16 protein-coding genes are annotated in these 26,734 nt (G+C 46.6%); 15 read left to right on the top strand and 1 reads right to left on the bottom strand.

The features are described from left to right. Positions 1–7: 7 nt before the first annotated feature. The 13 genes from NOM90_RS03645 to NOM90_RS03585 all read left to right on the top strand — a co-directional run bounded on the left by NOM90_RS03645 (position 8) and on the right by NOM90_RS03585 (position 20,817). On the top strand, positions 8–2,062 hold the full coding sequence (locus tag NOM90_RS03645; protein WP_255940065.1) for a RecQ family ATP-dependent DNA helicase: 2,055 nt from the start codon (positions 8–10) through the stop codon (positions 2,060–2,062). 5 nt (positions 2,063–2,067) lie between these two features. Beyond that, entirely contained in the window at positions 2,068–3,249 is a 1,182-nt protein-coding gene (locus NOM90_RS03640) for a DNA-processing protein DprA (RefSeq protein WP_255940064.1), read from the top strand. A 134-nt stretch (positions 3,250–3,383) separates the two neighbouring features. Then, a complete protein-coding gene (gene hsdR, locus NOM90_RS03635; RefSeq protein ID WP_255940062.1) occupies positions 3,384–6,629 on the top strand; it encodes a type I restriction-modification system endonuclease in 3,246 nt (1,081 codons plus the stop codon). Further along, positions 6,630–8,135 carry a class I SAM-dependent DNA methyltransferase gene (locus NOM90_RS03630; protein WP_255940060.1) on the top strand — a complete coding sequence of 502 codons (1,506 nt, stop codon included), beginning with the start codon at positions 6,630–6,632 and terminating at the stop codon, positions 8,133–8,135. Beyond that, a complete protein-coding gene (locus tag NOM90_RS03625; RefSeq protein ID WP_255940059.1) occupies positions 8,132–9,538 on the top strand; it encodes a restriction endonuclease subunit S in 1,407 nt (468 codons plus the stop codon). Before NOM90_RS03630 ends, NOM90_RS03625 begins: the two co-directional genes overlap by 4 nt. A gap of 153 nt (positions 9,539–9,691) precedes the next feature. Then, positions 9,692–9,823 carry a hypothetical protein gene (locus NOM90_RS03620; RefSeq protein ID WP_255940057.1) on the top strand — a complete coding sequence of 44 codons (132 nt, stop codon included), beginning with the start codon at positions 9,692–9,694 and terminating at the stop codon, positions 9,821–9,823. 27 nt (positions 9,824–9,850) lie between these two features. Then, complete coding sequence (locus NOM90_RS03615; RefSeq protein ID WP_255940056.1) at positions 9,851–10,711, top strand: toll/interleukin-1 receptor domain-containing protein; 861 nt, start codon at positions 9,851–9,853, stop codon at positions 10,709–10,711. Positions 10,712–11,093: 382 nt separating this feature from the next. Continuing rightward, complete coding sequence (locus NOM90_RS03610; protein ID WP_255940055.1) at positions 11,094–12,161, top strand: Wadjet anti-phage system protein JetD domain-containing protein; 1,068 nt, start codon at positions 11,094–11,096, stop codon at positions 12,159–12,161. Beyond that, positions 12,146–13,726 (top strand): replicative DNA helicase, encoded by a 1,581-nt coding sequence (locus NOM90_RS03605; protein ID WP_255940053.1) that lies wholly within the window; start codon positions 12,146–12,148, stop codon positions 13,724–13,726. Before NOM90_RS03610 ends, NOM90_RS03605 begins: the two co-directional genes overlap by 16 nt. After that, on the top strand, positions 13,716–14,474 hold the full coding sequence (locus NOM90_RS03600) for a DUF6063 family protein (protein ID WP_255940052.1): 759 nt from the start codon (positions 13,716–13,718) through the stop codon (positions 14,472–14,474). Before NOM90_RS03605 ends, NOM90_RS03600 begins: the two co-directional genes overlap by 11 nt. Beyond that, positions 14,458–18,879: a coiled-coil domain-containing protein gene (locus NOM90_RS03595; RefSeq protein WP_255940050.1), complete on the top strand. Its 4,422-nt coding sequence runs from the start codon at positions 14,458–14,460 to the stop codon at positions 18,877–18,879. Before NOM90_RS03600 ends, NOM90_RS03595 begins: the two co-directional genes overlap by 17 nt. Positions 18,880–18,904: 25 nt before the next feature. Further along, positions 18,905–19,423, top strand: a complete 519-nt coding sequence (locus NOM90_RS03590; protein ID WP_255940049.1) for a hypothetical protein — start codon at positions 18,905–18,907, stop codon at positions 19,421–19,423. 158 nt (positions 19,424–19,581) lie between these two features. Further along, the gene (locus tag NOM90_RS03585; protein WP_255940048.1) at positions 19,582–20,817 is read left to right on the top strand and encodes a hypothetical protein; all 1,236 of its coding nucleotides are present in this window, start codon (positions 19,582–19,584) and stop codon (positions 20,815–20,817) included. 111 nt (positions 20,818–20,928) lie between these two features. Here NOM90_RS03585 and thrS read toward each other — a convergent pair whose 3' ends face one another. Beyond that, on the bottom strand, positions 20,929–22,893 hold the full coding sequence (gene thrS, locus NOM90_RS03580; protein WP_255940047.1) for a threonine--tRNA ligase: 1,965 nt from the start codon (positions 22,891–22,893) through the stop codon (positions 20,929–20,931). A gap of 487 nt (positions 22,894–23,380) precedes the next feature. On the opposite strand from thrS, the gene NOM90_RS03575 reads away from it, so the two are divergent. After that, complete coding sequence (locus NOM90_RS03575) at positions 23,381–25,075, top strand: coiled-coil domain-containing protein (protein ID WP_255940046.1); 1,695 nt, start codon at positions 23,381–23,383, stop codon at positions 25,073–25,075. Positions 25,076–25,106: 31 nt separating this feature from the next. Beyond that, positions 25,107–26,726, top strand: coding sequence for an amidohydrolase (locus NOM90_RS03570; RefSeq protein WP_255940045.1), 1,620 nt, complete (start codon positions 25,107–25,109; stop codon positions 26,724–26,726). Positions 26,727–26,734 lie beyond the last annotated feature (8 nt).

Genomic DNA, 26,734 nt, shown 5'->3' with positions numbered 1-26,734 from the left:
ATTTATCATGAACACTGAGTCTTTAGCAAATCAATATCTTCGCAATATGCTTGATGAAAAAGCTACATTTAAAGAGGGACAGTGGGAATCCATAGAGTCTGTATTACAGAGAAAAAGAACGCTTGTTGTTCAGAAGACCGGCTGGGGAAAAAGTTTGGTGTATTTTCTATCAACGAAAATTTTGAGGGATTCCGGTTCAGGACCGACAGTAGTTATTAGCCCTTTAATGTCTCTCATGCGAAATCAGGTAGACTCTGCCGCTCGTCTTGGTTTACGTTCTGCTTTGATGAATAGTTCATTGGATGCCCAAGAAGTAAAAGAGGTCAAACGCAGGTTGACTCAAGGAGATATTGATATTCTTTTTTTAACTCCTGAGCAATTATCGAAAGAAGCCTTTTTAGAACAAACCCTGCCTTCAATTCGAGATGGTATCGGAATGTTGGTTATAGACGAAGCTCACTGCGTTTCGGATTGGGGACATGACTTCCGCCCGGATTATCGTCTGATTTCTAGAATCGTAAGAGTCTTACCATCCAATTTACCAATTTTAGCGACAACGGCAACCGCAAACAATCGTGTGGTCAAGGACATACAAGAGCAGTTGGGTGCAATGACAGTTGTTCGCGGACCTCTGACCAGAAAATCGCTACGTATCCAAACAATAGTGATGCCCAAAAAAGCAGAGAGACTCGCATGGTTGGCAAATAATCTGAATCAATTTCCTGGTAGCGGAATCGTCTATTGTTCGACAGTTAGCGATTGCGAGCTTGTAGCGCGTTGGTTACGTAACGAAGGAATACCGGCAGAACATTATACGGGACAATTGTCTACAAACGAAAGAATTCATCGAGAAGAGTTGCTGCTTAACAATGAAATTAAAGTTCTTGTTGCCAATGTAGCACTAGGAATGGGCTTCGATAAAGAAGATGTTGGTTTCGTCGTTCATTTTCAAATACCCAATTCGTTGTTGACTTATTATCAGCAGATTGGTCGGGCAGGTCGGAAGCTGGATGAAGCTTATATTGTACTGCTGCATGGAGAAGAAGATGAATCGATCCAACACTATTTTATACGAAAATCTTTTCCTGCACCTGAAGATATGTTGGCGATTGCAAATCTGCTGGAAAATGAGGATGTGCTCACGGATACGGAGATTGCGGCTGGACTAAATTTGTCGGATTCCACAATCCAAAAGTGTCTGAAGTTGCTAGGAATTGATAACTTGGTAGTGAAAGATGGAAGAAAATATTTTAGAACGCTAAATCCTTTTGCGCTTCAGGACGCACGCATTTCCAATGTTGTAAATAATAAAAAGTATGAACTTGAACGGATGAAGTCTTTTGTAACGACAACAGAATGTTTAATGCGATTTGTGATCCGAGAACTGGATGATCCTGCGTCAGGCGACTGTGGGGTTTGCTCAAACTGTGCAGGAAGTTTTGTGAATTCTATGGTTGAAGAAGAAAAAACGATCAAAGCTGAAATTTTCCTGCAACATAGTTATTTCTATTTTGATCAAAGAAAGCAATGGCCAACGAGAGCCGCAATTCCCAAACATCTTCAATGCGAGCCTGGGTTTGCTCTAAGTCGTTATAGCGATAGTGGCTGGGGGCATTTGGTACGTAGCGGCAAGTACCGAGACAACCGGTTCGATGATCGATTGGTCGATGCTTCTACAAATGCTTTGAAAGATTGGCTGTCTAAAAACGCGGGCAAAGACCAATGGATGATTTCTTCTATGCCTTCCTTACGTCGTCCGCATTTGGTCAGAGACTTTGCTGAAAAAGTAGCTCATCAACTAGCTCTGCCTTACGTTGAACTGCTGACTCAGACCAGTTTGCGTCCCGAACAAAAGAAAATGAATAACAGTCAACTTCAAGAACAAAATGTACGGGATTCGCTTAGCTTGAAACCGAGCAATTATCAGGGATATAGTGTAATATTAATTGATGATATGGTGGATTCAAGATGGACATTCACGGTGGCAGGCTTTTTATTGCGAGAATCCGGATATGGACGAATTCTGCCTTTTGCTTTATCTTCGACATCAGAAAGTGGGTGACTTCGTTGGAAAAACTGTCAGATGAGAGCCTATCTATTCTGCTTCTGACCTCTGACCTGTTATATCGAAAAACCAAGGACAAGGAACAAAAACCGTTTACGCCAAGTGAATGGAATAAATTCGCTTCCTTACTTAGAAATTCTTCTTATGCTACTCCAGGCTCGCTTTACGATAAGAATGAAGACGATTTGATTAAAGAATTGTTAATCTCCAAGCCTCTTGCTAAGCGAGTCTGCACATTAATGAAATACGCGGCTGTTATGGCAATCGAAGTCGAAAAGCTTTCAGGTATGGGAATCTGGATTGCGACTCGCGGTGATCGGAATTATCCGCAAAGAGTCAAGCAATTGCTGAAAGAACAGTCGCCGCCTTTCTTTTATGGAGCGGGGGACGGAGAAGTTTTGCGTTCAAGTGCAGTTGGCTTCGTAGGCTCCAGAGACGCAGATTCCAAAAGTATAGAATTCACAAAACGTACGGTTCGCAAAGTGATCGATGAAGGAGCTTCAATCGTATCCGGCGGAGCAAAAGGCATCGATCTTACTTCTCAGAACGAAGCCTTATCTTATGGTGGTAAAGTCGTGGCTTTTGTACATTCGGAGCTGGATATACTTCTTCGAAAAAAAGAAATGCGTAAGAGTATTGTGGAGGGTCAGTTGGTACTGTTGTCGGCAGTACATCCATCCGCAACATTCAAAGGATTTAATGCAATGGCTCGCAACAAATATATTTACACGCATTCCCGAGGAACGGTCGTTGCAGCTTCAGGAACAAAAGGAGGAACTTGGGAGGGGGCCAACGAAAATCTCAAGCACTCTTGGGTTCCTCTTATCGTTCGTGACAGTGAGAATATACCCGAGGGGAATAGGAAGTTGCTTGAAATGGGAGCTTTCAATAGATTAGTTATTCCTTACTCGGATGAGAGTCATCATTCGATCATTGATCTGTTAAAAAATTCGACCACAGTTGAGACCAAAATGCAGGTCAAACAAGCACCGAAAAAAGATATGGATTTATTTTATACAGTTTGGCCCACCATTCAAACTTTAACAAAACAGAATTACTCGTTCTCGGAATTATGCCAAATCCTTAATATTCTTCCTAGTCAATTGGAGTCTTGGTTAGAGCGAGGCAATCAGAAAGTGGCAGATGATGAAGAAAGATTGCTAGAACAGCCGAGTTTGTTTTGAGAAAAAGAACGAAAATAAAGCCGAGCTGGACCCAATGGGTTCAGCTCTTGTTTTTATAGACATTTCTTTGCCTCTATGGTTACACTTAACCTAGACGATTGGCAAAACTCACCCAAAATAGGAGCGGATGCAAAATGGCGTCTCAGAACTTTAATTTTCTTGCAGCGCAATGGGAAGTACTCGATAAAGTCGCCGAAGCGGCGGAACGCAATGTTTATCATGATCCGAATACAGCAATTTCGAAAATCCGCACTTTTGCAGAAACGATTGCCAAATACATAACGGCTTTTGAACAAATTCAAGAAGTCGGTGTCGTCAATCAGAACGAACGGCTTCGAAAATTGAAAAATGAACAGATTGTTCCTTTTGAAATGATCAATCTGTTTCATACGATAAGATCTAAAGGCAACAGTGCTACACATAATCCTGATTACGGCACCGATAGAGAAGCGACGACTCTTCTTCAAATGGCTTTTCGAATTGCAGTGTGGTTTATGGAAGTTTACGGAGACTACCATTTCAAAGCTCCTGCGTATATAGAGCCAGCGCGAGATTCGATAATTACCGAATTTGAATTAGAGCAGATTACGCAAAGTTACGAAGATAAACTGCTGCAAATGGAGCGTGAACTGGAACTTGTTCGTGCAGCGCAAGTTGAAGTGAGCAGTACGGATAAAGACCGCAGAAGACGTATAGGTCAACGGATCGGAAGCAATTTGCAACTGACTGAACGGGAAACCCGCGTGCTTATCGACGAGCAGCTTCGAGACGCAGGTTGGGAAGCGGATACGGAACGATTGCGTTATGCGCATGGAAGCAGACCGAAAAAAGGAGAAAATCTGGCGATTGCGGAGTGGCCTTTGAAAAAAGGAAATGCTGATTATGCTTTATTTGTAGGGTTGAAGTTAATAGGCTTAGTCGAAGCGAAAAAGGTAAGCAAAGATATTCCGTCGGATATCGAACAGGCCAAGCAGTATGCAAGACTGGTTGTTCAACGGGGCGACGAACAAATTATGGAGCCGTGGGGCGATTACTTCGTTCCGTTTCTTTTTTCAACTAACGGTCGTCCGTACCTCAAGCAACTGAAACAGAAATCGGGAATTTGGTTCCTTGATGCTCGCAAATCGACCAATCACCCGCAAGCTTTGCAAGGATGGATCAGTCCAGATGGATTGACACAGCGTTTGGAACAGAACATCGAACAGGCAGAGCAGGCGCTAAAAGATGAAAATTTCGACTATCTGCGTCTTCGTCCTTATCAGCAGACAGCTATACAGCGAGTCGAAGAAGCAATTGCAGAGGATCAGCGCAACGTGCTGGTCACGATGGCCACCGGAACAGGCAAGACGCGTATGGCAATCGGATTGATCTACCGATTGATCAAGTCCAAGCGTTTCAATCGTATTTTATTCCTTGTCGACCGAGAAGCGCTGGGTGAACAGGCGGAAGCAGCGTTCAAAGACAGCAAGCTTGAGAGCCAACATACTTTTACAGAAATTTATGAATTGAAGTCTCTTAAGGACAAGAAACCGAACTCCGAAACAAAGGTGCAAATCGCGACTGTACAGGGCATGATGAAAAGACTATTTTTCGGAAGTTCGGATGGTGATCGTCCTACCGTCGATCAGTATGACTGCATCATTGTCGACGAAGCGCATCGCGGCTATACGTTAGACAAAGAAATGAGCGATTTGGAACTGGAGATCCGGGATCAAAACGATTACGTAAGCAAATATCGCCAAGTCATCGAATATTTTGATGCCGTCAAGATCGGTCTTACGGCGACGCCTGCGCTACATACGACAGAAATCTTCGGACGGGCTGTTTATACGTATACGTACACAGAAGCAGTCATTGAAGGGTATTTGATCGATCACGAACCGCCTTACCAGTTTGAGACCAAGCTTAAGCAAAATGGCATTAAGTTTGAAAAAGGAAAAGAAGTCGAAGTCTACGATACAGTATCCCGAACGCTTTCCCACGAAATGATGGAAGATGAAGTAAATATCGAAGTGGCAAAATTCAATACGAAGGTGGTCACTGACAGCTTCAACCAAGTTGTGATCGACGAACTGGTCAACTATATCTCGCCCGACGACGATGGTAAAACTCTGATTTTTGCTGCTACAGACGATCATGCGGATAAAGTCGTCGATATGCTAAAAAAGAAATTCGACGAGTTGTACGGTAGTGTCGAAGACAATGCGATCATGAAAATTACAGGTTCCATCAAAGATCCGATGGATGCGATCAGACGCTTTAAAAATGAGCGGTTGCCGGTGATCGCCGTTACGGTAGATCTGCTCACCACCGGGATCGACGTGCCGGAAATTACGAATCTGGTCTTCCTGCGCCGGGTGAAATCGCGTATACTATTCGAACAGATGCTCGGTCGGGCGACCCGGCAGTGCGATCGGATCGGTAAAGATCATTTCAATATCTTCGACGCGGTCGGCATTTACGAAGCATTGAAAGATTACACGGATATGAAACCGGTAGCCGCTAACCCATCGACAACGGTCACGCAGTTAGTAGACGAGCTGGAACGCCTGACAACCGATGAGCATTTGAACAAACATAAAGAACAGATTCTGGCCAAGCTGCAACGGAAAAAGCGGCACTTTACGTTGACTCGCGAACAGAACTTCGAAGCACTATCGGATGGACGGAGTGTCAAGGAGTTTGCGGAATGGGTAGACAGCATTGCTCCTCAAGATCTGGCCCGCGAGCTGAAACCTTACGCTTCCTTGTTCAAGTACTTGGATGAGAACAAAGACGGAGAGAACAAGCTAATGATCTCCCACGCACCGGATGAAATGTTGGAAGTTACTCGGGGGTATGGCAATGCCGAGAAACCGGAAGACTATCTGAACGGTTTCAGTACGTTTATCCGTGATAATCTGAATAAAATTCCGGCTCTTATGCTGATTTGCGAACGACCTTCCGACTTGACACGGGAAGAATTGCGCAAGTTACGTCTGGAATTGGATCAAGCAGGCTATAAGGAGAAAAGTCTGCAAACAGCCTGGAGAGAAACGAAAAACGAAGATATCGCAGCCGATATCATTGCGTTTATTCGTCAGCAGGCATTGGGCGATCCGCTGGTCAGTCAACAGGAGCGAGTTCAGCGCGCGATGCAGAAAGTGTATGCCATGAAAGTATGGCCGCCTATGCAGAAAAAATGGTTGGAACGGATTGAAAAACAGCTCCTATTTGAGCCGGTACTCGGACCGAATATCGAGCAGGCATTCCAATATGAACCGTTTACGAGTCATGGCGGCGCCAAACAGTTGGACAAGATCTTCAGCGGACAATTGCCGGAGATCGTCAAAGCAATCAACAAGAATCTATACAGCTATACGAAGAAGGAGCAAGCTTAAATGAATAACCGCGAAATCGTACAAAAACTTTGGAATCTTTGCCATGTTCTTCGGGACGACGGCATCACGTATCATCAGTATGTAACGGAATTGACTTACCTGCTGTTTTTGAAAATGATGAAAGAAACAGGTTCGGATTATATTGTGCCGGAAAAATACCGTTGGGAACAGCTTGTTGCCAAGGACGGTATCGAGTTGAAGAACTTTTATAAATTGCTTCTGCTCGAATTAGGCCAAGCAGAGAACGAATTGCTCAAAGAAATTTATACGGATGCGACCACTTATATCAGCGAGCCGAAAAATCTGGAGAAGATCGTAAAGTCGATCGATGCGCTGGATTGGTACAGTGCCAAGCAGGAAGGGTTGGGCGATCTGTATGAAGGTTTGCTTGAGAAAAATGCGAGTGAATTGAAATCGGGAGCGGGGCAATACTTCACGCCTCGTGTCCTGATTGATATCATTGTCAAATTAATCAAGCCGCAGGCGGGCGAGCGCGTCCATGATCCGGCAGCCGGAACGTTCGGCTTCATGATTGCGGCGGATCAATATGTCAAAAGCCAAACGGACGAGTATACGGATCTGCCTGAGGTGGATGTGAAATTCCAAAAGTACCAAGCCTTTTCCGGAGTGGAACTGGTAAAAGATACCCATCGACTGGCGATCATGAATTCGCTGCTGCATGATATTCACGGCGAGTTGCTACTTGGCGATACGCTATCCACTTTGGGTGAACATATGCGCGATTACGATGTCATTATCACGAATCCACCGTTCGGCACAAAAAAAGGCGGCGAGCGAATTACGCGTACTGATTTCACTTTTACGACATCTAATAAGCAGCTTAACTTCCTGCAACATATCTACCGTGGTTTGAAAGCAAACGGTAAAGCGCGAGCCGCTGTTGTGCTGCCGGATAACGTTTTGTTCGAAGGTGGAGTAGGCGCACAGATTCGGCGTGACCTGATGGACAAGTGCAATCTGCATACGATTTTGCGTTTGCCTACCGGCATTTTTTATGCGCAGGGTGTAAAAACGAATGTGTTGTTCTTTACGCGAGAGAAGAGTGATATCGGAAGTACGAAAGAAGTCTGGGTCTACGATATGCGAACCAATATGCCTTCGTTCGGCAAAAGGACTCCTTTTACCGAGGCTTATTTTGATGGGTTCATTGCGGCATATGAGGCGGAAGATCGGCAAGCCGTGCAAGATGAGCGATGGAATGTGTTTACGCGTGAAGAGATATTGAAGAAAAACGACAGTCTGGATATCGGTTTGATCGCGGATGAATCGTTGTCGATCTACGATAATCTACCGGACCCGATCGAGTCGGCGGAAGAAGCGGTCGGTAAGCTGGAACAAGCGATTCTGCTGCTGAATGAAGTGATTGGCGAGTTGAAAGCGGCGGAAGGTGTTGTGGAAGTGGAAGAAGGGCTTGTTTATGAGACGACTGAACAAGAACCCGAGCTGCTGAGAGTAGCGGAGAGCGGCGAGGGATATTTGAAATGAATAAAGTGAAGAAGAAAGGGAAGAGTTTGGAGGAACTATTGGAAGAGGCATTGGTTCCTGTGGAGGAGCAGCCCTATGAGGTGCCGGGGAATTGGGTTTGGGTGAAGTTATCGCCTGGTTATAGTTTATGCTTAGATAAGTATAGAAAGCCTATCAATTCATCTGAAAGAGCTTCAAGAATAGGAATAGTTCCTTACTATGGGGCAACAGGTCAAGTGGGCTGGATTGATGATTATCTTACTGACGAAGAACTGGTGTTGTTAGGAGAAGATGGGGCACCCTTTTTTGATCCTTTAAAATCGAAAGCTTATTTGATTCAGGGAAAATCTTGGGTTAACAATCATGCACATATTTTGAAGTCTAACTATGGTAGTTTAGGTAATATATATATGCTTCATTATTTAAATCAATTCAATTTTAATGGATATGTTAGTGGATCAACTAGGTTAAAACTTACTCAAAAAAAAATGTCAGAGATACCGATTCCATTGCCGCCGCTCACTGAACAAAAAAGAATCGCCAATAAAATCGAATCTCTCTTTGCCAAAATTGACGAAGCCAAGCAACTGATCGAGGAAGCTAAAGAATCTTTCGAACTTCGGCAGGCGGCTATTTTGGATAAGGCTTTTCGGGGGGAACTGACACGAGATTGGCATCAAAAACATGCCAATGTAGAATCTGATTTTCAACGAAAACCAAACAATACTGCTTCGCTACCATGGAAAATGGTTGATATTGAATCAATAGCAAAAAAGGAAAAGTATTCTGTGGCGATCGGTCCATTTGGAAGTAACTTGAAAGTTACAGATTATAGTTCCTCAGGCGTTCCCCTTGTATTTGTTAGAAATATTCGGAGTTTTAAATATGATCTCGATCAAAAGTTTGTGTCGATAGAAAAAGCGGAAACTTTGCTTCCTCATATTATAGAATCTAACGATATATTGATAACTAAAATGGGTGATCCTCCTGGAGATGCTGACATATACCCAGTAGGCTTACCTAAAGCAATTATTACATCAGATTGCATTAAATTGAAAGTTGATGAAGAAGTAATCATTAATGAATTTGTCTTATACGCCATTCGGTCGCCTTTCTTTCAAAAACAAATAAGAGAGAAAAGTAAAGGTGTAGCTCAACAGAAAATCAGCTTGGACTCCTTTAAAAAGATGAAAATTTACTTACCTCCTATTTCAGAACAACTTGTGATTGTAAACTTGCTTAGAAATAGCTTTGAGTCTATGCAGCAAGAAAGTGAACTACTTCAACAAATAGGTGAAGAAATCGATAACCTCAGACAATCTATCCTCCAAAAAGCTTTCCGTGGAGAGTTAGGCACTAACGATCCTACCGAAGAATCGGCAATCGAACTTTTAAAAGAAAACTTGAACAATCAGCTTAACTAAATAAGTATGGATACAAAAAGCGGAAAGAGGAAACTTCTCTTTTCCGCTTTTATTTTTGGAATTCGACAATAAAACTATATATAGAAAAATTAAAGGGAACATACGTTTCTTTTCGTCTATATATGGTTATAACTTACTTGGGAGGTGAAAAAGATGGCGAAAAAAAGTAGCAGCAAAGTTTCTTCCCCGAAAATGTCGAAACTGGCTTCCAAAGTCCTGCAAAGCAAGTCTTCCAGCAAAAAAGCAAAATCTTTAGCTGGATCTGTTTTATCTCAATCCAAGTAATCTGACTGTTCAAAAGGAGAACTAACAATGTCGCTTCGCACAATCAGTTTAAACATCAACCGCATTCAGAACAACATCACAGATTTAAACAAGAAGATAGGCGAGCACAAAAAGAAAGAAGCGGATGCTCAATCCAAAATTGTGAGCATCCGCAAATCAATCGGTAAAAATATTAGCGAGAGTTCCTTAAAAAATAAACAGTCACAGATTGCCAAGCAAGAAGAGAAAGCAGCTAAAGCAAGCGCAAGTGTAGCTGATCTGCAAAAGAGACTTTCGGTAAAAATGACGTCTTTGTATAAATACCAGAATGATATGAATAAAGAAAAAGAACGTGAAGAAAAAAAGCTCGACCGACTACAGCAGCGTAGAGACCAGGAGAGTGATCAGCTTCGTGAAAGATTACATGAAGAGATCCAATCTATGAAAGAAGAGCGAAATGTCACATTGACGCAAAGTGATACAGATTCATTTATAGAGAAACAGTACGATTTCTTTATTTCGCACGCCAGTGAAGACAAAGAAGAATTTGTAAAGCCTTTAGTTTATGAATTAAAAAAACGAGGATTCGAAGTCTGGTATGATGCGCATACCATAAAGCTTGGAGACAGTTTACGACAGATGATCGATCGAGGATTAGCAAATGCGAAATACGGTATTGTAGTACTTTCCCCATGGTTTTTCAAAAAGAATTGGACTCAGTTTGAATTGGATGGGTTGGTGAGCCGTGAAATGGAAGGTTCAAAGGTGATTCTCCCAATCTGGCATAAAATCTCGAAAGACGAAGTGATGAAACAAAGCCCGCTATTGGCTGGCAAAAAAGCAGCGAACACAACTGATATGACAATTGTAGAAATTGCTAACCAATTGGAAGAAGTTTTAGGTGATTAAAATTCCGAATCAAAAAACGCGTCCAGCAGCCAGATCGGGCACTTAGACGCGTTTATACATAAAAATAGTCGATTACATACACATTACTTGGCTTCCAATAAACCCTTCAAAAAACCAGGCGTTTTATACTCTGTCGGCTTTTGATAAAGCAGCTTGGATTTATGCCGAACCGGCTGCGAGAATTTCACTTTTCCCAAGCGTACATGCACACGAAGCATCCTCTTTTTTTGAGAACACCAGCTGTCCAACTTTATGAGATTACGATTTTTTGATCTTCGTATCATGCTTCATTCCCTCCTGGTATTCCCTAATGTTTGATCTATTATATAATACCTATAGCCAGATATCATCAACATAAGCTCCACCCTTCCCAGGAGGTCCCATGTTACAACCCGACACCATTACATACCTACTCACCACCATCGACACCCACCGCAAATCCAACATCGACCTAACCGAATTGCAGTCTGCTATCGCAGGCCAACCTATCGACTATGCCTCTTTCGCCGAAGCTTTGCTCCAACTGGAACAAATCGGCCTTTTAGTCCCGGTCCAATCGCACGGACGCAATGGACGCACGCCGTCGCTTGCTTACCGCTATCGAATCGACCGGCAGAAGCTTCGGCGCGATCAGGTAGCGGTCATCCAGGCTGCCGCGCATACCTTACATTCGGCGATTAAACTGGATGTTTACTATAAACGAACCCCAGCGGAATGGGAGACCGACCTGCCCCGAATCCGCCAGATCGACCGCTATCTCAGCGAACAAGGTCTGCCGGAAACGGAGATCACCGCTCCCGAGCGCAGCTTCGTGTTGACCGGAGACGAGAAGTGGATCGACGAACAAGGCGGGCGGGAACTGCTGGAGAAACTTGGACTATGGGCATCTATGCGAATCATCTCGGCAAGTGACCCGCTAATGCTGGCGATCCACCCGAGTCTTTTTAGCGATCCGTTCGCTTGCGAAGATCGTTCACCCACCGCAAGGCATCTCATCGTAGAAAATAAAGCAACCTTCCATGCGCTGCTAAGCGGCATAGAGCGGCTACCTTTTTCCACTCTAATCTACGGCTCCGGCAGCAAGATCATCGGCAATTTGCAGATGTTCGATAAACAGGTCCCGCTGCCGAATTCCTCCCACACTTTTTATTATTTTGGCGATCTCGATTGGGAAGGGATTCGGATCTGGCATAGCTTGAACGAGCGATATAACAATATTAGGCCTGCGGTTCCTTTTTACATAGCGGCATTAGAACACGAAGCGGTATCCGGCAAAACTAACCAACGCCAGAACCCGATTGCATTAAGCATTTTTTTGCAGCATCTGCCTGAGCAAGCCGCCCGAAAGCTGAATGATCTGCTGAATCAAGGCTGTTATATCCCGCAGGAAGTGCTATCCTCGGAAGAACTGCATCGCATAGGAAGGATGTCGGTATGGAACGAAATATAGAACCGGAATCGACCTCGCAGCGGGAACGGATCGCGGCGGACGTCGATGTTAACGCAGTGCTGGCCGATTTTCCAATGCGGATGGACAAGCTCGCCTTGTTCGACCCGTTGTTTGAGCTGGGACGTCAGCGCAAAACCGATCTCGATGGCAAGCCGATTGCCATGATGGAGCTCGGTTTGCTGACGCTTTTATTTTTTTTCGAAAAAAAGCTGCTGCGCAGTCGTAAGACCAGCGCCAGGGAACATGAACAGTTTCTGACCGAAGCGACTCAAGGACTTTATCGTCTGGAAGCTACGGATGTCAAAGACATCGTGAATCTCATCATCCGCGTATTCCGCCCGGCAGATGGACTGGGGCATCAGTTTGCTTTTTTTGATCTGAGTACCGGAGAGACGCGCACGGCGCGCACTTCTATTCTCAAAGCCGACGGCCACGACTCTCAGACGGTTACGCAGTATTACACGCTGGACGAAGACGGTTTGGAACTTGTTTTTGCGACCAAAGAATTTTATCTGGAATTCCAGCTTTCGATCCATCAGCTTCTGCTGCGCAAACAATTGGAGAAAGGCGAATTTCAAGGTGCGCTGCGCCAGATCGACGAGATGCATATCGATGTAGATACGTTGCGCGAGCGCATAACCCGCATTGAGAGCGAGATTAAGCGAAGTATCGTATCCGAAGACACGTTTCAACGGTACAAAAATTTGCTGGAAGATATCGATCTGCGCCTGAACCGGGAAAGCGAAGAATTTAAAGAACTGTTGGAGTTTGTCAGAGAAACGAGAGAGCGCATTTATGCGGATCGCGAACTGCCGCGTCATCAGAAAGCGTACGAGTTGATTGTGCGGATCGCGGTTGAGTTGGAAGGCGTCCATCACGAACATACCCGATTGCTTCAACAGAGTTACGAACTGGGCAACCAGGCGCTTCGAGCAGCCAAAGAATCGATGTATTACACCGGAATGAATGCTTTTAGCTTCGAGCATGAAGTTGGCGCATTTATCTTCGGTAAACTGCTCCCGCCTGACAGTATGGAGGGTGTTATTGCGCCGTTCATCGGATTGGAGCAGGCAGAACTATGGTCGCCGCTCACCGTGTTTGCTCAGCAGCAGGTATCTGGACGTGGCGAAGAATTCGGTGCACAGCAGACTTTTATGGAGATGGACGAAGCGGAGGAGCAGGCTTTTGCCAAGCAGCGTCGAACGGAAATCACCATGATCATCCGTCATCTGATGAACTTTTTCGATGAAAAGAATCGTGAACAAGTAGAGTTGGAATCCTTTATCGAATGGCTGCGCGAGAAGGGAGAAGCGGAATTGCTGAGCAGCCGGGGATTCTATGAATGCTGGCTGATCCTGCATCAACGTAGTCCGATCTCGCATACGGGTTGGAGCGATTCAGGCGGCGAAAATCGTGGAACGGGAGGACTTCAAGAAGCGATCGCAGAAGAACTTCAAGGGCGGGCGTTGAACGTGACGGAAATCGGGAAGGTGATACGCGTGACGCCTCGCTACGAAATCCAGAATATGCGGATCGAACGAACGGAGGACGAAGATGCAGTTTGACGAACAAGAGATTATGAAGGCATTTCGCATTTATGTGGAGCTCGCCAGATCGGGACGTACCGAAGGGGAACATTTGAAGCTGTACGAAAACGATGACCGGATTCGCGGATTGGTGGATCAGTATGCGGCAGAATCGGAATGTACGGTGATTGCGGCGGGCGAACGCTTGATGCTGATTCCGCTCGCCCGGCTTTCGCCTTTTCATATCAGCAACGATACGTTGAAACGAAAATACTTGAAAGCCGGTGCGCTGAACGCCGATCTGTATCTGCTGTATGTGGCGGTGATCGTCTGGATCGGAGCTTTTTACGATAGCTATCAGATGCCTGAGCCGATTCGACGTTTTTTGCCGATTGACGAATGGTTGAATCTGATGCGCGACAAGATGGAAGGCATCAAGGAACGCGGCGAAGAGCAATTGGAGCAGCAGAGCCAGGATTACGGGTATCGGTGGAACGAGATCGTCAAGCGCTGGGACGCCATCGACGATATCAAGGAAGGCGCCAAGCGTCAGAGCGGACAAACGAATAGCCGATTAAGTTTTCTAGACAGCGTGCGCCGATTTTTGCTGGATCAGGAGCTGGCTTTGGAAGTCGGCGTGAACGAGCTGGGATTGACTGAAAAAACGAAAATCGTGGTTCAGCGTTACTTTATGGAGACGGAATACAACCGGGGCATTTTGGAGTTTTTGTACGGCTATGCCGCCCCGAGCGCACAGGAGGAAGACAGCGATGCCAGCAATTTCTAAAATACGCTTCACCAACGTGGTATATGAGGCAGGAGCCAAGCGTTATAACGATTCAACCTTTTTCTTCGACGGACATAACAGTGCGATCGTATTGGAAAATGGAGGCGGCAAAACCGTATTCATTCAGGCGGCGCTGCAAGCGGTCATTCCGCACACCGATCTGGCCGGACGTAAAATGCGCGAGACGCTTCAGCTTGAAAATGGTCCGGCGCATATTGCAATTGAATGGTTGCTCGCTGATAAGCCGCGCCGCCGTTATGCCGTGACTTGTGTGACTCTTTTTATGAACTCGGGCAGTCTGGATTCTTATCGGTATGTGTATGAATATGGCGATCAAGACGAACACGGCATTGAGAATCTGCCTTTTATCCAAACGACGGAGAGAGGCATTCGCGCAAGCGACAAAGGCGAAATGCAAGACTATTACCAGTCGATGGTTCAGCGCTTCAAGACCCAGGCTCAGCAGTTCGACAAGATCGGTGAGTATCGGCATTATTTGGAGCATCAGCTTCAGATTGTCGCCACGGAATGGGAAGCGGTCGTCAAGATCAATTCGAACGAAGGCGGCGTGGAAGCTTTTTTTGAAGAATGCAAAACGACGTCTCATTTGGTAGATCGACTGCTCATTCCGACAATTGAAACTTCGATGCAGGGGTATGATCAGAAAGGGTTTGCGAATTTATTTCAGGCGCAGCGCGACGGCTTTAAGCAGTACCGGGAATTAAAGTTGAAAATCGAGACGAATGAGCGGATTATCGAGCAGTTGGAACGTTATGTGCAGGACTTCGCGATGTACAACGAGCAGAAAAAGATCTATCTCCAATTGCGAAAATCAGCGTTTGCTGCGTGGACATATGTCCAACAAGCCGAAGCGAATCATCGGGAGCGAATGAACGAGCTGGAGCGTCATCAGACAAAGTTGGGTGCAGAAAAAGAGTCTTTGGAGCGTGAACGTCAGTCTCTTCAAATCGCACTCGAGCAAGAAAAGTCAGAAGCATTACGCACCGTTTTGTCAGAAGTGGAAGAAGAGATCGAGCAGCAGCAGGAACGTCTGGCTATTCGCGAAAGCGAGCAGGCTTCCATTCTATATGCACAGAGTCGGGAAAAAGGGCGTGAAGCCGAGCAGAAACAGGCTTTTGCGGAATCGGCATTGGCCCGGATCGACCTGACGGAAGACGAAGTGGAACTTGAACAGTCCTGGATCGAAAACAGTCGTCAATTGAAGTTTGTATGGGGCAGTGGAGAACAGCGACTTATCGAACAGCAGCAGCGCGAACAAGAAGAATTGGAGCAGATCAAGCTTCAGCTTCACCGAACGAATCAGGAGTCTACTGAACAAAATCAAATCTTGGGTACATGGAAACAAGAGGATGCGCGGCTAGAAGAAAATATTAAAAATTTCCGCCTCCGCCTTCATGAACTGTCCCGTGCGATTTTGGATAATCCTATGACCGAATCTGTTGAAGATCGATTGCCGATCTGGCGCGAAGAGCATCATCGGTTGGAACAGGCATTGTTGACCGCTCACGCGAAGATGGCCGAGCTGGAGCAGCGTAAAGAACGGTTGCGCAGATTGTTGGAAGACGGGCGAACCGAACTCGGCGAGACTAAAGAGGAACTCGCCCTTCTGCGCTCCGAATATCAACGGTATGAACAAGACCATGATGATGTGCGTCTTCGTTTAGCCGAACTTCGTCCGCAATGGGCGAGATTGATCTCAATTCCGGAAAAAGAGCAGTCGATTCGGCAACGGATTTCGCAAGAGATCCCGATCAAAGAAGCAGAAAAAGCCGACTTGTATCGACAAGAACGGTTGGCCCGGCGCCATATCGACGATTACGGCGAGCAGGAGACATTCTTCGCTGATCCGTATGCGGCGCAACTGCTGCACAGATGGAGCGGACAGTTCTCGTTACTTCAGTCCGGTGTCGATTATGTCCAGCAGCACGGGAGCATTGAGTTTGACCGTCTTTGGGCACTGACGTTAATCACGACGGAAGCCGAACGTGAGAAGCTGCAAAACAAAGTCCGGCAGGCGGCAGATCATCTTCAATTCCCGATTCGTGTGCTGAGCACCGATGAAGCCCGAGATTTGCACCGTGGAGTAGGCAATTTGCAAGATGAACACTGGATAGAGCCTTCTCTATGGCATTCAATCGAAGACCCTACAGCTTTTGAGGCATGGAAAAATGAAGCGGCCGAGCAAGCAGCTTACGCAGAGCGAGCACGCATATCCAAAGAACGGGAGCTTCAGCTATGGAACGAAGCCGAGCGTCAATTAAACGTGCTGTTGCATCGTTACCCAGCCGAAGCGCGTCATGCTTCCGAGCTGCGTCGCAGCGAGCTCGCAGACCGTCAACAAAAATTGACGGACCGGATTGCTGCACAAACACGCGATGAAAGTCAAAATGAACACGAACAAAAAGAACTGCAAATCCGGCAGGAGCTGTCCAGACAACAAACGAAAGACCTGGAATACCGAATGGATCAGGGAGCCCAGTATGTGACGCTTAAAGGTAAAACGGTCGAAGCTGAACAGGAACGAAGGGAATTATCGGTTAAGCTGAAGCAGCAGGAGCAGGCATTGGAAGAAACGCGTCGTCGCATCTTGGAGCGGCAAGACGAGCAAAGAGAAGCCGAACGGCGAGTAAACAGCGTAACTCATGAGCTGAAGCATTGGCGGGAAGAAGACCTGTATATCGCGGTCATCGCCGAACAACCGCTGCAAAACGAGTTCACGTTGGAGACGCTGAAAGCCGTTCGGCAAGAGCTGGGACGACGGCGTGACCATATCGCTTCTTCGCGTAGTGAGTTGGAGCGGGAGATTGAGCGTTGCCGAACGAATCGGGCAGAAGCGGATCAGGCCATGAAGCAGATACTTCAACAATATCCGAACTTGGATCGGATGTTTGACCTTCCTTCTCGTGCGGCTGAACGTCTGGAAACGTTATGGATCGATATGGATATGTTGAAGTCCAAGTTAAGTAAACTGAATCTGGAGAAAAATCGGAGAAACGAAGAGTATCAGCAGCAGGTCGGGTTATTGAATGGGGAGCAAAGTCGGTATGCGAAGCAATTCGACGGAGAGCCGCCAATAAAGTTCCTCGAATCATTAAGCCGGATCGCCGAGCGGGTCGAAGAAGAGAACAAACGCCTGACAAAAGAAGAACAGCGGCTGGAAGAGTTGATGCAGGCGGCTCGGAAGCAATACAAAGGGTTGGAAAAAGCCCGTGAAGTATGGCTGCGCTATCTGGTTGTGCATCAGCTTCAAGATCCAGCGTTGAAAATCGACTATACTCCGCTAACGCTGTCTGAACAAAATGATTGGTTGTATGCGATGCGCGAGCGCAGCGAGCAAACGGTGAGCCAACTTGAGGCGCAAAAGCAAAAAGTGGACGAAGAAAAGCGCAAAGTAACCACAAGTCAAAAACGCTTTGTCGATTTCTGCGATCGACATGTCCCAGACCTCAAACAAAGTCAGATGGCCAAGAACGGAATCGCCGAAAAGCAAGAATATACCGAACTCCGGGAATTCGAACACCTGCTTAAACAAAACCTGCTGCGTGCCAATCAAGTAGCTGAGACGCATATGCAAGCCGAAGATAAAAAGCTCCAGCATTATATCACGCATATTCACGATCATATCAAACAGCTTACGCAAGAACTTGGTGAAATTCCGAAAAAGACCCGAGTCAAAACAAGCGAAGGCAGCAAAGAAATTTATGCGTTTCGCATCCCTCAATGGGACGAAAAGCTTGCACGTGAAAATATTCAAAATCATATCGATTGGATCGGACGTCAATTGGATGGAGCCAAATACGTAGATGAGAGCGGAGAAGCCCAAGATGCAATCGTGCGAAAAGATCTGGAAAGATGGCTTGATTCCCGGCAGCTACTGCTCAAAGTGCTGGGCGAGAACGCTGTTCGGATTCAATGTCGTAAGGTTGGGAACGATAATCGGGTCACTTCGGCATCTTACAGTTGGGAAACATCGAACTCCTGGTCCGGCGGGGAACGATGGAGCAAAAACATGGCGCTTTTCCTGGGTTTGCTCAACTATGTAGCCGAGAAGCGTCAGCCGATTCAAAGCAAAATGGCCAGACACCGGTCCGTCATTCTCGATAATCCGTTCGGCAAAGCTTCCAGCGAACATGTACTGAGTCCCGTTTTTTATATTGCCGAGCAATTGGGCTTCCAGATCATTGCGTTGACGGCGCATGCCGAAGGCAAGTTTCTGCACGATTATTTTCCGGTCTTATATAGCTGCCGATTGAGAAGTGCGTCAGGAGATTCGAGTAAACAGATTGTGGATATTCGGCAAAATATGAATCAGGCTTATTTCCGCGATCTTGAACCGGAAGTGATAGCCTATTTAGGCGAGACGAAGCAGATTGAACTTTTTTGAATATCTAATATGAAAGGAATTTAATATGAAAAAAATTATTTCTATGATCATTATTACACTATTAGCGATCAGTGTCTTAGTCGCTTGCGAGAATAAATCGGAGCCTGAGTCTCAAGAAGTTGTTGCGGCTCAAGCTCAAGAACCTGCGTCTACTCAAGAAGCTGCACCTGCAAGCGAAGAACCGAAAAAAGAACCTACGATTCATACCGGTGTGCATGTCGATTGGGATGCGGTGAACAGCCCTCTATGGAATGAAGACATCGAAAATAAGTTGAAAGCAACGCTTAACGCGATCGCGGAGCAAGATGACAAGAAGTTAAATGAAGAAATTATTCCTGATTCTAACGGTGCGTTCGATTATATACTTCAAAATCAATATGACTTCAAAAAAGTATCGGATGTCAGAGAAGACCACGGCAAAGTTCTGGTGAAAGTAGATCATGATGTGCTGATGCCAGGAAGCGATGAGATTCAAAGCGGAGGGAACTATTATTATTTCGAAAAAGATGCTGATGATCAATGGCAGTTGGTCGCAATCGATTAAAAGGAGCTAAAAATAAACGGGTTAAAAGTCTTTCTTCGACATGAAGAAGGGCTTTTTTTCGATTCGGGGGGGCTTTATTGGTTTAAAGGAGAAAGAACCATATCCCCTGACGAATCGCCGTACATAATCACTTGCACATCTTAAGAGGAGGCATTCCTATGGAAAACAAACGTTCAGATCGTAGACAAGAAAAGCCAAAGTCCAGAAAAAAGTTACCGCTCACCGTATTAGCCGGTGTAGTCGTAGTCGGGGGCGCTTACGCGATTCCGCATCTTTGGTCCAATTCATCTGATTCTCAAACGACCACGACATTCAACGAATCATCTGATTCGTCTGATTACATTAAAGATACAGATTCCGTCTCGCCGAAGTCTGAATCTGAACCTTCTGTAACGCCCGAAGTCGCGGAAAAGGTAACTCAGACCTCTACAACTCCGGCAATGACTGCTTCTGGATCGAACACGAAGTCTGTAACTCTAGTAGGCGATGCAGAAGTGATCACGCCTGCACTTTCGGTAAATCCGAAAAATTCTTCGCTCGCGGCTACACGTTCGGCACTGATCGATCTCGAAGTGATGGCGCTCCAAACGACCCAGCACTTTTCGCTTCCCACATCAGAAAAAGCTTCGGTTCAACTTTCTGACACGCTGAATCGCGCCGTTGAAGTATTGGCTGATCCTGATGCGCCTGCCGATCGAATCTATTCGACTTCGCGCAAATTGGAAGAAGCGCTTGACCGTTATAACGGCGAAGCGATCAGCAATGCGAATGAAGTGAAGACGATGTTAGCGAAAACGAAAAGCAACACGACCAACGACCAAGTCGGTGCAATCGTTCTTCAAGGTATCGCCGAAGCCCAAAACAAGCTATCCGCAGATTCGACAAAAGACGGTGCGCTTTCTGCATACAAGCAATTCTTACTACGAGAGTCGGAAGCGAATGATCGTACAACTTTCCGCGCATCCGACTATACTTCGGTGCTCAAGCAGTACGAAGCTAATATCGAAGCACGCACCGAGAACATTGACGAAGATGTAGTCGAACATTTACGCAGTGCATACGATACTTCTTCCACGGCTCTTCAAGCTATTTTAGGTCGCGCTTCTGGAAAAAACGAACTGGATGCCGCGCAATCCGGTGTCGAGAATACGTATGCCGCATTAAGCGAAGGTCTGACATTAGCAACCGATATGAAGTCAGCCGAGCCTTTGCTTGATTCACCGGTGGGTAAAGAAAAAGGTCAATACGGTGCTTCATCGATCGGTACACTCAAAAGAGCGATCGGCAAAGCCGAACGTGCGCTAGAGACATCGACCACAGCGCAGCAGGTAAAAGAAGCACGTTCAGAGTTCGAAGCAGCAGTCTCTGTATTTAAAAGCAGCCGCAATTCGTAAGGTTAAATCTTTATGAGTGAGTCAGAAGTGAAAAAGTAAAAAGGAGGGAGCATCGGCATCAGCCTGTGCATTCCCTCCTTTTTATTTTGCACATGTACAGCATACGCTTAATTATACGTTAATTTGTTGCTCCGCTAATAATGCCCCAACGGCTTCATCCAATGACATCAGAACCTGTTCATCGCCGTTATATCGCCGTACGTTTACACTACCGGATTCCCGTTCTTTTTCCCCGACTACGAACACATAAGGCACTTTGTCCTGCTGCGCGGCTCGCATCTTATAACCGAGCTTATTTCCGCTGACGTCTGCTTCCACGCGAATCCCGGCATCTCGCAGGATTTTTCGCACTTCGAACGCATAATCGTCATAATGAGCAGATACCGGTAGCACACGAACCTGAATCGGAGCCAGCCACAGTGGGAAAGCACCTGCATAATGTTCGATCAAGATCCCGATAAATCGGTCAATCGATCCGTAGATCGCGCGATGAATAACGACCGGTCGATGTTTTCCGCCGTCTTCGCCTACATACGACAGATCGAACTTCTCCGGCATTTGGAAATCAAGCTGGATTGTGCCGCACTGCCAACTACGTCCAAGCGCGTCCAGTACATGATAATCAATCTTAGGTCCGTAAAAAGCACCATCGCCTTCGTTCAGCACATACGCTACGCCGCGATCTTCTAACACATGGCGCAGTGCGTTTTCAGCCTCGTCCCATAATTCTTCCGAACCCATAGAATCTTCGGGACGAGTAGACAGTTCGATTCGGTAGTCGAATCCGAACACGAGGTACATCCGGTCAATCAGATCCATGACTTTTCCGATCTCGTCTTCGATCTGATTTGGCAATACGAACAGATGTGCATCGTCTTGGCAAAAAGTCCGCACCCGCATCAGCCCATTCAGCGCACCGGAGTATTCATGACGATGGACTTGACCGAACTCCATCATACGGATCGGCAGATCGCGATAAGAGCGTAGTTCGTTTTTATACATCAGCATGTGCCCGGGACAGTTCATCGGCTTGAGCGCGAAAGCTTCGTCATCGACCTCTGAAAAATACATATTGTCTTTGTAATGATCCCAGTGTCCGGATTCTTCCCATAGACGACGGTTCATCATAAACGGGGATCGGACTTCGTCGTACCCGCTACGTAGCTGGATACGACGGGAAAAGTCTTCAAGTTCTGTACGCAGCTTCATCCCGTTCGGCAAGAAGAACGGCATGCCCGGTGCTTCGTCCGAGAACATAAATAGTTTTAGCTCGCGTCCCAGCTTGCGGTGATCTCGCTTTTTCGCTTCTTCCAGCAGTTGCAGGTGTTCGTCAAGTTGCTCTTTTCGCGGAAATGCCGAGCCTTGAATTCGCTGGAGCACCGGACGCTCCGAATCGCCTTTCCAGTAAGCTCCGGCGACGCTCAGTAGTTTAAAAGCTTTGAGCCGATGAAGCGAAGGCAGCAATGGTTCATCGCACAGATCTACAAATTCGCCTTGCTCATAAATTCGAAGCTCTGCGTTGTCTGATGATTCTTTAATCCGTTCAACTTTGTAAAGCTCGTTACGACCTTGGAACAAGGATAAAGCTTCTTCACGGCTGATTTTACGGCTACGCAGCGGTACATTTTCTTCGGCGATTTTTCGCATTTCGCGTTCGATTATAGGCAGATCTTCGGCAGAAAGAGCAGAAGGCAAATCGAATTCGTAATAAAAGCCGTCTTTCACGATTTGGCTGTCTCCAAGTCGAACGGCGGAATCAACACCGTATAATCGTTTTACGGCATGAGCGAGCAGGGCTGCCGCGCTTCGGCGAAAGACCGGAAGGCTGTCTGCGTCCGCCGGAAGTAAAATTTCGAGTGAAGCGGATTCCTGTACAGATTCCGATAAATCGACGATTCGTCCGTTCAAGCGGGCAGCGACTGCATTTTTACCGAGTGAAGTTCCGACAGAGCGTGCGATTTCGAGAATCGAAGTACCGGGTAAGACTTGGCGTACATCGCCATTGGGAAAAGTCATATCAATTCGTTCGCGATCGTTCGAATACGAATTGACGTTGAGATTGGATAGTTGAGACATGCTGCATTCCTCCAAGTGTAATAGGGTGGCGAGCGCAGACGATCTTCCGGAAAACGCAAAAAGCACACTCTCCCGGAAAGGGACGAGTGCGCTCAGCTCGTGGTTCCACCCTCATTCAGCCATGACATTCGAAAGCAGATGCTTCGATCAATCGTCATGACCCTTACTTGGAATCCGTTAACGAGGATTAAGCGGCGGAAGCTAAAGACCATCGTACAAATCCACTCAGGATCGGCAGCGGACATGGTGTTCGCTTTCGCGGCTGCGAAGGGGTAATTCCGGGTCGCTTTCCGAAGAAGCTCTCAGCAATCGCTTCTTTCTCTGGACGGTGCGCTCAAGGAATATTGTCTTCGGTCAAAGCCGAATGTTTCGTTGATATTGGATTATAGAGAGCAATCTTCGAAAGGTCAAGAAGAAAATTTGAACGAAGCTACCGGAAGCGGTTAAACTAACAGTACGAAGAGATAATGATCAAAGGAGTGGGATCATGTACGGGCATACTTTTGCGCAAGCGCTTAACAAATTGGAAGGCGATGAATTACGACTGATGTACGTGCTTTGCTGCGACACGGCGGTTCAAGAGCTTTTGGTTTCCAAAATTCGAGATTGGATCAAACGGGAACCGGAACGTTTTGCAAAGAAATTAGAAGAAAAAGTGGTCTTTTATCGACAATCGAACGACGATGATTTGCGTCTGGGAATTCTACTGGAATTGTCCAAACGAGCCAAGTTAGTAGGGATGCCGTTATCGACTGCTTCGGAGTTGGAACAATTCGCAGGAGGGATTGTAGAGCAGATCGAAATCGGTGTCTCCGAAGAAGATCGCAGCTATTTGGCATATCGTGAAGAACACCCCGATGTCAGTGAATTGGAAGCGTTAATCGATTACCAGATTGTCCAGTGGATGCAGTCTTTGGGACGGTTGCTAGATACCGCTTCGCAAGAAGATTGGGAACGGTATATGCAACGGATTTCGTCCATTTTGCCCGATCGATCCGAGGTCTGGCAGATGCAAGAAGCTACGCAATCAGAAAGATCTGAACCTATGGATTCCGTATTTGAAGAAGTATCGCAACAAGCGATTGCCGAATCGCCGGAAGCGGCTTTTCGAGAGCAGGAATTAGGCGAAATTACTCCTGAGCCGATGACTTCTAACGACCCGGAATCAGAACCAGAGTCAAATGCAGAAGAGCCTACAATTCCAACGCGTCCGAGTGGTGCGAAAATATTGCTTCAAGTGCTTGAGCAGCAACAAGGCTTTGCCTATTACGAAGCTGCAATGACCCTTCTCGCCGCGGCAGAAGGTCTGATGGGTATCGGTCAAGTGTCGCAATTAAACGGCAGCAGAATCGCCTTTTTGCATGTCTCGGCAAGCCCGGCATTTCTACAAGTCCTGCCAAACGGAGGCAAAAATGCGACGCTTTCGATGTACCGAAATCTCAATCCGCAGCGTAGACGTCTTCCGATTTTGCTTACGCAACTCTTTTTACCGGAATTGGTCTCGGAAGATGCACAAGAAGCGGATGTTGAGCCGCTTCTTGCGCTATGGCGTTCCCATGCAGCGGAACATGCTCGCTTCCAAGCCGAAATTGCCGAAGAACAGACGCAGATTGATTATTATACGCGCGAGGCGGCAAGTTGCGCCGAGCAATTGGAAGCGGCAAAAAACGACCGAGCTTCGTCCAAGCAGCGTATTGCCGAGATTCGTTCTTCGTTAGTAGACAAGCTTCGGGTGAGCAGTATGCAGCTTCCTCATATATCCGCTTTCTTCGATCAATTGCTGCATGAATATGCGGATAATCATCGTCGAATGGGAGATGCCGAAGCATCCAGACAAGAACGAACACAAGGTTTTGCCGGTCTGGTGAAATATACGCTGAACTACGCGGCATCCAGTGTGACGTTGATTGATCTTCGCCGCAAACAAGATCGACTGCTGGAAAAGATGGCAGAAGAAGCGCTCCGAAGCGATGGCGAGTGGGGGCAAGGCGAACGATATGTGGTTGCCGCTGAGCAAGAACGTATCAATGCGTTGGATGTTGAAATTTCGCGATTAGATAAGCTTCAAGCCGAATACCGAGAAAAATTACGGACTTCTGAGCAGCAAAGTAAATGGCTCGAACAAGATCAGAAAAAGTTGGAAAAACAAGTGTATGGTCTTGCGGATTTGGAGCATGAATAATTAGAGGTGAACCTAGAAAGGACAAACTTCAATGACTGATCGTTCTCCTGTTTCTGAAGGGATTTTATTCAAAAACGGCATCTTAAAATCTTCAAATTCTGCGGAAACGGCGAATGCTGTGTATGTGGAAAATGGCATCATCCGTCAAATCGGCACTGCACATGAGTTACAGCTCCAACTTTCGGGGCGTTCTTACCAAACCGTTGATTGGAACGGAGCTTATGTGCACACAGGCTTGGTCGATTCGCATATGCACTTATCGATGCAAGGCATGAAGCTGTCTGCGTTAGACTTTTCAGAAACAAGATCGAAAAGTAAAATGCTGCAACAAATCCGCGAACGTGCACAGCAGACGCCAGAAGGTCAATGGATTTTCGGGCTCAACTGGAACGAAAATCAATTTTCTCCTGCTGAAGCGCCAAGTCTGGAAGAGTTAAACGAAGTTGCCGGCAATCACCCGTTATATTTGACCCGGACTTGTTTTCATGCGTTTTTGGCAAATACCCAAGCTTTTGACCGCGCGCAGATTACAGCAGATACGCCTGATCCACCTTCGGGTGCTTTTGGTCGCGACTCTAACGGGGCGTTGAATGGCTGGATTTACGAAGAAGCATGCAAACCCCTGATCGCCGTACAGCCGGAAGATGATTATTCAGCTAAAAAAGCGACCATTCGCGCAGCTGCGAAGTATGCGTTGGAATTGGGCTTAACGGCTGTGCATACCGAAGATCTGCGTTATTTAGGCGGGATCGACGTCATGCGGAGGATTCATCGCGAATTACGCGAAGAAGGTATATATTTGCGTTCGCATCAGCTTTTGTTCCATGATTATTTGGATGAAATTCAAAGTCTGGGTCTGACCGCAGGAGAAGGCGATGAGTGGCTACGGCTTGGAGCCGTTAAAATCTTCTCGGATGGCGCGATCGGAGGGCGAACGGCGCTACTCAATGCGCCGTATCATGACGCTCCGCATACAAGCGGCATGGCGATTCATTCGCTTGAGCGTTTGTATGAATTGACGAAACGTACTCGTTCGTTAGGATTCCCGATTGCCGTTCACGCGATTGGCGACGGGGCGGCAGATCTGACGCTGCGTGCGATGGAGCAATATCCGCTTACCGGAATCACATCGCTTCCGGATCGGTTTATCCATGCGCAAGTGTTGGATCAGAAGTTGCTAGAGCGTATGACCCGATTACAACTAATCGCCGATATTCAGCCCAGATTTGTAGCAAGTGATTTCCCGTGGGTACTGGATCGGGTAGGGCCGGATCGGACTCAATATTTATATGCGTGGAAAACGATTATGGAATCCGGTGTGATCTGCGCGGGCGGCAGCGATGCGCCGATCGAGCCACTGAACCCGCTGCTCGGTATTCATGCCGCGATGACGCGCCGTAGGCTAGATTCGTTAGAGCCTACCGATGGATATTTGCCGAATGAGCGGCTCAGCTTGGAACAATCGTTGTGGTTGTTTACAGAAGGCAGTGCGTTAGCCGCTGCGGAGTCGCATGAACGAGGCAAGTTTGAAGAAGGATATGCCGCTGATTTCACGGTGTTTGACCGGAATATAGCAGAGAGTGAACAGTCATTATTGGATGCGAAAGCTGTCATGACGGTCGTCAACGGACGTGTGGCGTATCAAGCGTAACTGTTCAT

Origin of the sequence: Saccharibacillus sp. JS10, from assembly GCF_024436065.1 — a bacterium.
Lineage (GTDB): Bacteria > Bacillota > Bacilli > Paenibacillales > Paenibacillaceae > Saccharibacillus.
Note: the sequence above shows the minus strand (reverse complement) of the source record. Positions and strands in the feature narration are given on the sequence as shown.